Source organism: Sphingomonas sp. SORGH_AS_0879, from assembly GCF_030819175.1.
GTDB lineage: Bacteria > Pseudomonadota > Alphaproteobacteria > Sphingomonadales > Sphingomonadaceae > Sphingomonas.
Genome location: NZ_JAUTBJ010000002.1, coordinates 3,667,612 through 3,679,338 on the forward strand (window position 1 = coordinate 3,667,612; position 11,727 = coordinate 3,679,338).

Below are 11,727 nucleotides of genomic sequence, written 5' to 3' on the forward strand. Positions count from 1 at the left end.
AAAGGGAAAGGATAGCCACCCGAACAAATCGGGATCATTTTCGCGCGTGGGGGATAACATCGCGCGGCGTTTCGCTCTATATCGCCCGCCATGCTGACCGCGCTGTCCATTCGTGATGTCGTGCTGATCGAGGCGCTCGACCTCGATTTCGGCCAAGGCCTGGGCGTTCTGACCGGGGAGACCGGCGCGGGAAAATCGATCCTGCTCGATGCGCTGGGTCTGGCGCTGGGCGGACGCGGCGACAGCGGACTGGTGCGGCATGGCGCAGGGCAAGCGATCGTTACCGCCAGCTTCGAGCCGCCTGCCCCCGACAGCCGCCTGTCCGCCATCCTGGACGAAGCGGGTATCGAGATCGAACCCGGCGAACCCCTGATCGTCCGGCGACAGGTCAAGGCCGATGGCGGCAGCCGGGGCTTCGTCAACAACCAGCCCGCCTCCGCCGCCTTGCTGCGCGAGATCGCGCCCTTTCTGGTCGAGATCCATGGCCAGCATGACGATCGCGGCCTGCTGAACCCGCGCGGGCATCGGACGATGCTCGACAGTTTCGGGCGGATCGACACCCAGGCGGTCGCCGCCGCCTGGACGCGCCTTCGCGAGGCGGAGGCGGCGCTGACCAGCGCACGCGAGGAGATCGAGACGGCGGCGCGTGATCGCGAATGGCTGGAACATGCGGTGGCCGAACTGACCAAGCTGGCGCCCGAGCCAGGCGAGGAAGAGGCGCTGGCCGATCGCCGCCGCACCATGCAACGGTCGGAGAAGATCGCGGGCGAACTCGGCGCGATCGAGGAGCATCTTCAAGGATCGGACGGCGCACTGGCGGGCCTGCGCCAGGCCGCTCGGGTGCTGGAGCGGATCGGTGAGGACCATCCCGCGCTGGCCGACGCGCTGGCGGCGATCGATCGCGCGGTGATCGAGGCGTCGCTGGCCGAGGAACGGCTGGTCGAGGCGCAGCGCGAACTCGCCTATGATCCGCGCGCGCTGGAAGAGGATGAGGCACGACTGTTCGAATTGCGCGGCATGGCGCGCAAGCATCGGGTGCAGCCCGACGATCTGGCCGAACTGACCGAACAGCTTCGCGGGCGTCTGGAACGGCTGGACGCGGGCGAGGAAGGCATCGGGCGGCTGGAGGCGGCGGTCGCGACCACGCGCGCGGCCTATGACAAGGCCGCCGCGCAGGTGTCGAAGGCGCGCGCTGCCGCCGCCGAACGCCTCGACCAGTCGGTGAAGAGCGAACTCGCCCCGCTCAAGCTCGACGCCGCCCGGTTCCGCACCACCGTCGCGCCGGTCGAACCTTCGGGTTGGTCGGCAGCGGGCAAGGACCGGGTGGAGTTCGAAATCTCGACCAACCCCGGCGCGCCCTTCGCCCCCCTGATGAAGATCGCCAGCGGCGGCGAATTGTCGCGCTTCATCCTGGCGGTGAAGGTCGCGCTGGCCGAGGAGGGCGGCGCGACCACCATGATCTTCGACGAGATCGATCGCGGCGTCGGCGGCGCGGTGGCCTCGGCGATCGGCGACCGGCTGCACCGGCTGGCGGGGCGGACGCAATTGCTGGTCGTCACCCACAGTCCCCAGGTGGCGGCACGGGGTGCGGCGCATCTGCTGATCGCCAAGAGCCATGACGGCACCGTCACGCGCACCGGGGTTCGCGCGCTATGCGAGGCGGAGCGGCGCGAAGAGATCGCCCGGATGCTGTCCGGCGCGACCATCACCGATGAGGCACGCGCCCAGGCGGACCGTCTGTTGGAGTCCCAGTGACATTGATAGAAATCAATTTTATATCAGATACGGACCCGATACGCTTCCAGGACATTATGTATCCCATAGCCTGAACTTCGGATGCGCCGCATGCTTGCAAAATTCACCTCGACCGTGTTGCAAGACAATACAAACGATATGACGCAACTCGTCGCCGGACTTCAGTCCTGTCTTGCCCTGACGGACAAGCTCGATCTGGCGATGGTCGCCATCCATATCGAACAGGCCCGATCATGGCTGATCGAGCATGGTCTTGACGGCCCGGTTGGGCCTGAGCCGTTTTCCGATCCTCATGCCGACCCCGTACCCTGAGCGATCGGCATACATGCCGCCCTGCGGCTTGATCCAGTTATCGGTCCACCATCTTGATCCCCGAGCGGAGGGTGGACTAGCACGGTCGGCGTGACGCCCCAGACCCTCTTGCCGCAAACCGATCTCGAAGCCGCCGCCGAGCTCAACACGCTCGCCCGCGAGATCGCCCATCACAACCGCCTCTATCACAGCGAGGATGCGCCCGAGATTTCGGACGCCGATTATGACGCGCTAGTCCGCCGCAACCGGGCGATCGAGGCCGCCTTTCCGCATCTGATCCGCACCGACTCGCCCAGCACCCAGGTCGGTGCCGCCCCCGCCGCGCATCTGGCCAAGGTCGCCCATGCCCGGCCGATGACCAGCCTGGACAATGCCTTTTCGGACGAAGAGGTCGAGGACTTCGTCGGTCGCGTCCGCCGTTACCTGAAGCTGCCCGAGGACGAACCGGTCACCCTGACCGCCGAGCCCAAGATCGACGGCCTGTCCTGCTCGCTGCGCTATGTCGATGGCCATCTGGTCCAGGCGCTGACCCGGGGGGACGGCATGATCGGCGAGGATGTGACGGAGAATGTCCGCACCATCGCCGACGTGCCCAAGACCCTGCCCCATCCCGCCCCCGCCGTATTCGAGGTGCGCGGCGAGGTTTATATGAGCAAGGTCGACTTCGCCGCGCTCAACGCCCGGCTGGCGCAGGAAGCGGCGGAGACGAACAAGGAGGCGCGCCAGTTCGCCAATCCGCGCAACGCCGCCGCCGGTTCGCTCCGCCAGAAGAACCCCGCGATCACGGCGGGCCGTCCCTTGCGCTTCCTGGCGCATGGCTGGGGCGAAGCGAGCGAGGTACCTGCCGAAACCCAGTTCAACATGGTCGAGACATGGCGCCGCTGGGGCTTTCCCATCGCCGACGCCTTCGCCCGCGTGCCCGATGCTGCCGCCGCTTTGGACATCTATCGCACGATCGAGGCGCAACGCGCCGACCTGCCCTTCGATATCGACGGCGTCGTCTACAAGGTCGATCGGCTCGACTGGCAGGCGCGGCTGGGGATCGTCGGGCGGACCCCGCGCTGGGCGATCGCGCACAAATTCCCCGCCGAGCGGGCGCAGACCACGCTGGAAAGGATCGATATCCAGGTCGGCCGCACCGGCGCGCTGACCCCCGTCGCGCGGCTGGAGCCGGTGACGGTCGGCGGTGTCGTCGTGACCAACGCCACGCTGCACAATGCCGACGAGATCGAGCGGCTGGGCGTCCGCCCCGGCGACCGGGTCGTGCTGCAACGCGCGGGCGACGTCATCCCGCAGATCGTCGAGAACCTGACCCGCGAGACGCCCCGCGAACCCTTCGTCTTCCCCGATCACTGCCCCGAATGCGGCAGCCTCGCCACCCGCGAGGAGGGCGAGGTCGTCATTCGCTGCACCGGCGGCCTGATCTGCCCGGCCCAGCGGGTCGAGCGGCTGATCCATTTCGTCTCGCGCCATGCCTTTGACATCACCGGGCTGGGGCTGGTGCGGATCGAGGAGTTCTTCCGCGATGGCCTGATCGCCTCGCCCGCCGATATCTTCCGGCTGCACCACCACCGCGACGCGCTGATCCAGCGGGAGCGCATGTCGGAGCTGGTGGTCGACAAGCTGCTCGCCGCGATCGACGCACGGCGGCGGATTTCGCTCGACCGCTTCCTCTTCGCGCTCGGCATCCGCCATGTCGGCGAGATCACCGCGCGGGACCTGGCCCGCCGCTTCGTCTCGATGGCGGGCTTTCGCGCGATGATCGACGCCGCGTTGACCGTGCGAGCCGAAACCGTCCCCGCCCTGGGCGAGCCGGACCGCAAGTTCGAGCTGCGGCGCCAGCGCGCCATCGTCGCCGCGATTGACACGCCCCAGATCGGCCCCGAGGTCGCCGACGCGCTGCTCGACTTCTTCGCCGAGGAGCATAACCGCGAGGTCGTCGACGACCTTCTGCGCGAAGTCACGCCGCAGGACGTGGTGCACCGCACGCGCGAATCGGAGGTGAGCGGCAAGACCCTGGTCTTCACCGGCACGCTCGAAACCCTGTCGCGCGACGAGGCCAAAGCCCAGGCGGAGGCGCTGGGCGCGCGCGTCTCGGGTTCGGTGTCGGCCAAGACCGACCTGGTCATCGCCGGGCCGGGCGCGGGGTCGAAGCTGAAAAAGGCGCAGGATCTGGGGATTCCCGTGATTGACGAAACCGACTGGAACGCGCTGGTCGCGGGCGGCTGAGCCATGGCGGATGCATCCTGAACGTCTTCTCCATCCCGCCCGCAGGCCCGGACGTCACTAGACCCCAGAATTTCCGACGCCTATTGAATGCGATAGAGCCGTTACCGTGTTTGAAAGCGTTGCCAAACTGCAACGCCCGCCAACCGAGTGAAACACCCCCTGTCGGCGCCCCGCCCTTTGTAACATAACGGCAATGTTCGGAGCGCAGGGGCACGCCTAACCGAGCCGCACGAGCGGTCGGAACGCGCCGCCCGGTGCGAAAAGGGGACCATTGATGCGTACTACTCTGTTCTTGAGCACGGCTGTTGCTGCGCTCGTGTTTCCGACCGCTGCCTTTGCTCAGTCTACTGGCACGGTCGACGTCGAAGAAGAAGTCGTCGTCACGGGCGAGCGCGGGCCCTCAAGCGTCAACGGGATCCAGATTCCCGATTCGCCCAAGGCGAAGGCCGTCATCACCCAGGAGCTTATCGAACGCAGGGCGCCCGGTCAGACCATCCTGGACACGCTCAACCAGATTCCGGGCGTGAGCTTCACCAACTCCGACGCTTACGGTTCCTCAGGTGGCCAGATTCGTATCCGCGGCTTCGACGGCAATCGCATCGCGTTGACCTTTGACGGCATTCCCCTGAACGACTCGGGGAATTACGCCATCTACTCGAACCAGCAGCTCGATCCCGAGCTGATCGAGCAGGTAAACGTCAATTTCGGCGCGACCGACGTCGACTCGCCGACGGCCGCGGCTTCGGGCGGCACGGTCAACTACCGCTCGCTGACCCCGACCGACGATCGCCATGCCGCCGCCGTCTATTCGCACGGCACCAACAACATGAATCGCGTATTTGGCTTGGTGAACCTCGGTGAGCTGACCTCGTTCGGCACCAAGGCCTGGGTGTCGGCCAGCAACCAGCGTTACAATCAGTTCCGCGGTCCCGGCGAGATCCACAAGACCCAGTTCAACGGCAAGATCTATCAGCCGATCGGCAGCAATGGCGACTTCATCTCGCTGGCGGCCCACTACAACCAGAATCGCAATAATTTCTACAGCAACCCCAGCCTCGGCAACATTCGCACGGTGCTGGGAACAGGCGTGGTGCCGTCCACCGGCATTTCGCCCGCTACCCCCTATACGCTGGATCTGAACCGCGATCAGTATGACACGGTGTTCAACAACACCTCGTCGCTCTATCGGTACGACGCCAACTGCACCTTGCCCTCGGGCAATGCGGCAGCGGGCAACAACAGCTCGCAGGACGATCGCAACGCTTGCGGCAACTATTATGGCTATAACGCCAATCCGTCGAACACCGGCAATGTCCGCCTGAACTCGCGCTGGACGCTCAGCGACAAGCTGCTGTTCACCTTCGATGGCGCCTATTCTTTCACCCGGGCGAACGGCGGCGGCACGGCCGTGTTCTCGGAACGCGATGCGTTCCTGTCGAACGTCTATACCAACCAATATACCCGTGTCGGCGCGGGCGTCGCGGCAGGTGCCGACCTGAACGGCGACGGCGATACGCTGGACTATGTCCGCGTCTACTTTCCGTCGAACACCCGCACCCAGCGCTTTACCGCGATCGCGGGCCTGCGTTACCAGATCGACGACAATAACCTGATCCGCATCGCCTATACCTGGGACCGCGCGCGTCATCGTCAGACCGGCGAAGCCAGCCTCCTAACCCCATGGGGCGATCCACGCGAGCCGTTCAGCGCGCTTGACGGCGAAGGCCCCTATGCCGTCAAGGACGCCGCAGGCAATGTGCTGAACAAGCGCAACCGCCTGTCCTACGCAATCCTGCACCAGATTTCCGGTGAGTATCGCGGTTCCTTCTTCGAAGACCGCTTCAAGATTGCGCTGGGTCTGCGCGCGCCCTTCTTCCGCCGCAATCTCAGCAACTATTGCTGGACGATTGCCGGCAGCTCGAACGACGCCTATTGCACGTCGCAAACGGTGGCACAGGTTCGCGCGCTGGACACCTCTCTTGCCAGCGTGCAACTGGCCGCGCCGTACAACAACCGCATCGAAACCTATAGCGCAGTACTGCCCAATGTCGGCTATACTTATAACTTCACCGATAAGGTCAGCATGTTCGGCAGCTATTCCAAGGGTTACTCGGTGCCGCGCACCGACAACCTTTATGGCTTCGATGACGTCGAAGTTTCGCCGGTCGCGGCGGTGAAGCCGGAAAAGACCGACTCGTTCGATCTCGGGCTGCGCTACACCTCGCGTTTGATCCAGGCACAGGTGGCCGGTTGGTACATCAAATATGACAACCGGATCATCTCTTCGCTGGTGCAGCTCGATGGCGGCGGCACGCTGAACATCGACCGCAACGTGGGCGCGACCAAGACCAAGGGCATCGACGCCAGCCTGGGCATCAACCCGAGCCGCCACTTCTCGATCTATGGCTTCGTGTCCTATCTCGATTCCGAACTGCTTTCGGACGCGGTCAATCCGTCCAATGGACAAGTCCTCGCCGCGACCAAGGGCAAGTTCGTGGTCGAGACGCCGAAGTGGCAATATGGTGGCCGTGCGCAGTTCAACTTCGAACCGCTCTCAGTCGGCGTTCAGGCTAAGCACACCGGCGACCGTTTCGTAACGGACGTCAATGACCTGATCAGCAAGGGCTACACCTTGGTCGATCTGGACGCGCGGTTCAGCATGGCATCGCTGGGCCTGAAGGACAGCTTTTTCCAGTTGAACGTGTCGAATCTGCTCAAGGAGCGTTATTTCGGCAACCTCAGCACCGGCACCACCAACACCAGCACGACGCGCTATACCTTTGGTGCGCCGCGCACCATCATCGGGTCGATACACTTCGGCTTCTGATCGAAGCCAAGCAAACGCATAGTCGGGGCCGCCCCTCCTTCGGGAAGGGCGGCCCCTTTTTTTGCCCTTCCGGGCCCAGCCGTGTAGATGTCGCCCGGCCATGGCCACCCATTCGCCCGTCGCGTCGTTCGTCGCTTCACCTTCCGCATCCGATCAATTGTCGGTGCGGCCGTTTTTCGAGAACAAGGCGCGCGCCTTCTGGATCCTCCAGGCGGTCGGCTGGTCGGGTTATCTGGTCCAGCGGTCGGTCGTCGGCATCTCCAACGGCTTTTCGCTGGAGAAGATCATCCCGGTGATCATCGAGGCGATCCTGGGCTATTGCATCACCCTGCTGCTCTCGACGCTCTACGGCTATTATCGCCGCCTGCCGCGGATCATGGGCGTGTTCCTGACGCTGGCAACGCTGGCGGCGGCTACCTTCCTCTATGCCGCACTCAACGCCTTCTCCTTCTCGTTCATCACCACGACCCAACCGGGGGTGACGGTCAGCCTGCTGATCGGCAATTTGTTCATCACCTTCAACGTGTTGGCGGGATGGTCGGCGCTGTATTTCGCGATCAACTATTATCTGATCGTCGAAAGCCAGATCGACGAGATGCGCGCGCTGGAGCTTCAGGCCTCGACCGCGCAACTCGCGATGTTGCGCTATCAGTTGAACCCGCATTTTCTGTTCAACACGCTCAATTCCATCTCGACGCTGGTGCTGCTGAAACAGACCGAGCGGGCGAACGCGATGTTAAGCCGGCTGTCAGCCTTCCTCCGCTACACCCTGGCGAACGAGCCCACGGCGCATGTCACCGTGGCGCAAGAGGTTGAAACGCTGAAACTCTATCTTGAAATTGAGAAGATGCGCTTTGAGGATCGCCTGCGCCCGAGTTTCGAGATCGACCCGCGGGCCGAGCGGGCCCGGCTGCCCTCGCTGCTGCTGCAACCGCTGGTCGAGAACGCTATCAAATACGCCGTCACGCCGCAGGAAGAGGGCGCGGAAATCCGCGTCGATGTGCGACTGGTCGGGCAACGGGTGCGGATCGCCGTATCCGACACCGGCCCCGGCTTGCACGAAATCCGTCATTCCTCAAGCGTTTCGACCGGCGTTGGACTGTCCAATATCCGCGAAAGGCTGGCCCAGGCTTACGGCCCGGACCATCGTTTCGAATCCCGCTCCGCGCCGGCTGGAGGGTTTTCGGTCGAGATCGAGATCCCCTTCCAGCTTGAGAATGTGAACAGAGAGGCCGCATGACCATCCGCACCATCCTCGTCGACGACGAGCCCCTGGCGATCCAGGGACTGGAGATCCGTCTCCAGGCGCACGAAGACGTCGAGATCATCGAGCGCTGCTCGAACGGGCGCGAGGCGATCCGCGCGATCAAGACGCACAAGCCCGACCTCGTCTTCCTCGACATCCAGATGCCGGGTTTCGACGGCTTTTCGGTGATCCAGGGCCTGATGGAGGTCGAGCCGCCGCTGTTCGTCTTCGTCACCGCCTATTCCGACCACGCCCTGCGCGCGTTCGAGGCGCAAGCGGTGGATTATCTGATGAAGCCGGTCGAGGAGGCGCGGTTGGCCGACACGCTCGACCGCGTGCGCCAGCGCCTCAGCGAGAAGCGTGGCGCGGGTGAGATCGAGAAGCTGAAGGAAGTGCTGGCCGAACATGCGCCCGAGGCGGTGGCCGAGTTGAACGAAGGCGGCGAAGTGGCCTCCAGCCGCTTCGAGAAGCTCATCAACATCAAGGATCGCGGCCAAATCTTCCGCGTCGATGTCGACACGATCGAGATGATCGAGGCGGCGGGCGATTACATGGTCATCAACACCGGCGACAACTCGCTGGTGTTGCGCGAGACGATGAAGGACCTGGAAAAGCGGCTCGACCCGCGCCGGTTCCAGCGGGTCCATCGCTCCACCATCGTCAATCTGGACCTGGTCAAGCAGGTCAAGCCGCACACCAATGGCGAGTGTTTCCTGCTGCTCGAATCGGGCGCGCAGGTGAAGGTATCGCGCAGCTATCGCGACGTGGTGGCGCGGTTCGTTCACTGATCTGAGGTCCGTCCCTAACCTTCGCTCAGGCTGAACGGAGGTTGGGATTTATCTCAACAGCCGTTCACGCTGAGCGAAGTCGAAGCGCACACGACAAGTTCAGCCGAACGAACTTATCGCAATCCCAGCATCTTGTGCGTTTGAAGCGTCAACCGCCAACGCGGGCGCTCCATCACCATGGCGATACACGCTTCGCGATTGTCCTCCGCGCGGGGATCGTCCAGCGGCTGGAGCAGATGGTTCGCGAACGCCCAGCCTTCGACGTCCGCCGGATCGATCCCCGCCTGAGGCCAGACCAGCTTCAACTCCTGCCCCGAACGCTGGATGACCTCCGACCCCGCCTTGGGGCTGATGCACACCCAGTCGATGCCCGGATGTGCCGCGATCGTCCCGTTGCTCTCGATCGCGATGAAGAAACCGGCGGCATGAAGCGCATCGACCAGCGCATCGTCGACCTGGAGCATCGGCTCGCCCCCGGTCAGCACGACGAAGCGCTCATCCCGCGACTCGCCCCAAAAACCCTCGACCGCCGCGACCAGCGCCGCCGCATCGGCGAATCGCCCGCCACCCAAACCGTCGATCCCGACGAAATCGGTGTCGCAGAACCGGCAGATGGCGGTCGCCCGGTCCTGTTCGCGGCCCGACCACAGGTTGCACCCGGCGAAGCGCACGAATACCGCCCGCCGCCCGGCCTGCACGCCCTCGCCCTGGAGCGTCAGGAACATCTCCTTGACGGCATAGCTCATGCGCTTAGTCCTGCGGCTTGACCGCATAGGCGGTGGGATCGGGAATCCCGGCCTCCTCGAACCCCTTGGAGCGCAGGCGGCAGCTGTCGCATTCGCCGCAGTGCAGCCCCTCCGGCGTCGGATCGTAGCAGGACCAGCTCAGCCCCATATCGACGCCCAGCCGCGTACCTTCACGCACGATATCGGCCTTGGTCATGTGCTGGAGCGGCGCGTGGATCTTGAACGGCTGGCCCTCGACGCCCGCCTTGGTCGCGATCTCCGCCAGCCCCTCGAAGGCGACGATGAATTCGGGGCGGCAGTCGGGATAGCCCGAATAGTCGAGCGCATTGACCCCGATGAACAGGTCGCGCGCGCCCGCCGCCTCGGCCCAGCCCAGCGCCAGGCTGAGGAAAATGGTATTGCGCGCGGGGACATAGGTGACGGGGATGCCCGGCTTCACCCCGTCCTTGGGCACGTCGATATCGGCGGTCAGCGCCGATCCGCCGAACGCGGACAGATCGAGCGGCAGGACGATATGCCGCTCAGCCCCCAGCGCCTCTGCGACTCGCGCGGCGGCGGCGAGTTCGACCTTGTGGCGTTGGTTATAATCGACCGAGAGCGCGAGCACACGATAGCCTGCGGCCTTGGCCGAAGCAGCGGAAATCATCGAGTCCAGCCCGCCCGAAACGAGCACGACCGCCATGGGAGCAGAAGATGTCATGATGGGTGGGACCGCTACGCCGATTGTCGCGGTGTTGCAACCCGACGCTAAGGCGACGGCGTCGGGTAAAGGTCGGGACCGCGACCGGCCTGCCGACAGGCGGCACTGAATCGCGTTCCCGAAAAGGACCTGACCGGGCATGCTGAAACCCGGCACGAGGGAGTCTCCGCTACTGCAGAGACCCGTTCATAGACCCAGGTGGGTGAAAATCGGGTTAAGCGGCCCCGGCTTAATTCTTCAGCTTCCAGCCCTTGCGCAGCAGAACATAGCAGAGGATCGCCATCGCCGCATCGATCGCCAGCACGATGACTCCGCCCAACGTCACCGGCGAGTCGGCCAACCCCAGGAAACCATAGCGGAAGCCCGAGATGACGTAGAAGAACGGGTTGGCATGGCTGATCGCCCGGAACGCCGGAGCAAGGCCATCGACCGAATAGAAGGTGCCCGACAGCAGCGACAGCGGTACGACCACGAAATTGGTGACGGCGGCGGCATGGTCGAACTTCTCTGCCCAGATCGAGGTCAGCACGCCCAGCAACGCCAGGAACACCGATCCCAACAGGCCGAACCAGACGACCGCGAAAAAGACGTGCGGCGTGACATGCACGCCGGGCCAGATCGCCATCGCGACCCAGACGGTCAGGCCGACCAGCACCGCGCGCGTCACCGCCCCACCGACCAGCGCGGCGAGCAGTTCGGCGGTCGAGAGCGGCGGCATCAGATAATCGACGATCGTACCCTGGATCTTGCCGACCAGCAGCGAGAAGCTGGCATTGGCGAAGGCGTTGTTCATCATGCCCATGACGATCAGGCCCGGCGCGATGAAATCGGCAAAGGGCACCTGCATCCCCGCCACCGGCACCGCGTGACGTCCGCCCAAAGCGGTGGTAAAGATGATCAGATAGAGAAGCGTCGTGACCGATGGTGCCCAGATCGTCTGGAGCTGCACCTTGAAGAACCGGCGCACCTCCTTGATATAGAGGGTTCGAAGGCCGCCCCAGTTGATGTTCCGGATTACGGGCTCACCGGGGGCGGCGCGCACCGCCGGGGGAATTTCTCCGATTGGGGGCTGGCTGCTCATCGGCATAGCGCGTAACCGTTGCCGTGGCCGCCCGCAAGCCGGT

General features: G+C 64.4%; 9 protein-coding genes. 6 read left to right on the plus strand and 3 right to left on the minus strand.

The features are described 5' to 3' along the window. Positions 1–90 precede the first annotated feature (90 nt). From recN to QE379_RS17175, 6 genes are all read left to right on the plus strand, one after another. Positions 91–1,755: a DNA repair protein RecN gene (recN, locus tag QE379_RS17150; RefSeq protein ID WP_307002334.1), complete on the plus strand. Its 1,665-nt coding sequence runs from the start codon at positions 91–93 to the stop codon at positions 1,753–1,755. A gap of 90 nt (positions 1,756–1,845) precedes the next feature. Further along, positions 1,846–2,067 carry a hypothetical protein gene (locus tag QE379_RS17155; RefSeq protein WP_307002335.1) on the plus strand — a complete coding sequence of 74 codons (222 nt, stop codon included), beginning with the start codon at positions 1,846–1,848 and terminating at the stop codon, positions 2,065–2,067. Positions 2,068–2,157: 90 nt separating this feature from the next. Next, a complete protein-coding gene (ligA, locus tag QE379_RS17160; protein WP_307002336.1) occupies positions 2,158–4,296 on the plus strand; it encodes an NAD-dependent DNA ligase LigA in 2,139 nt (712 codons plus the stop codon). Positions 4,297–4,570: 274 nt separating this feature from the next. After that, entirely contained in the window at positions 4,571–7,123 is a 2,553-nt protein-coding gene (locus QE379_RS17165) for a TonB-dependent receptor (protein WP_307002337.1), read from the plus strand. Positions 7,124–7,223: 100 nt separating this feature from the next. Beyond that, positions 7,224–8,363, plus strand: coding sequence for a sensor histidine kinase (locus QE379_RS17170; protein WP_267435250.1), 1,140 nt, complete (start codon positions 7,224–7,226; stop codon positions 8,361–8,363). Beyond that, positions 8,360–9,157, plus strand: a complete 798-nt coding sequence (locus QE379_RS17175) for a LytTR family DNA-binding domain-containing protein (RefSeq protein ID WP_307002338.1) — start codon at positions 8,360–8,362, stop codon at positions 9,155–9,157. Before QE379_RS17170 ends, QE379_RS17175 begins: the two co-directional genes overlap by 4 nt. A 113-nt stretch (positions 9,158–9,270) precedes the next feature. Here the strand turns inward: QE379_RS17175 and queE are convergent, their stop codons facing one another. The 3 genes from queE to QE379_RS17190 form a co-directional block, all read right to left on the minus strand. After that, a complete protein-coding gene (gene queE / locus QE379_RS17180; protein ID WP_307002339.1) occupies positions 9,271–9,903 on the minus strand; it encodes a 7-carboxy-7-deazaguanine synthase in 633 nt (210 codons plus the stop codon). 4 nt (positions 9,904–9,907) lie between these two features. Beyond that, complete coding sequence (queC, locus tag QE379_RS17185) at positions 9,908–10,603, minus strand: 7-cyano-7-deazaguanine synthase QueC (RefSeq protein WP_307002340.1); 696 nt, start codon at positions 10,601–10,603, stop codon at positions 9,908–9,910. Positions 10,604–10,832: 229 nt separating this feature from the next. After that, positions 10,833–11,684, minus strand: a complete 852-nt coding sequence (locus tag QE379_RS17190) for an ABC transporter permease (RefSeq protein WP_307002342.1) — start codon at positions 11,682–11,684, stop codon at positions 10,833–10,835. Positions 11,685–11,727 lie beyond the last annotated feature (43 nt).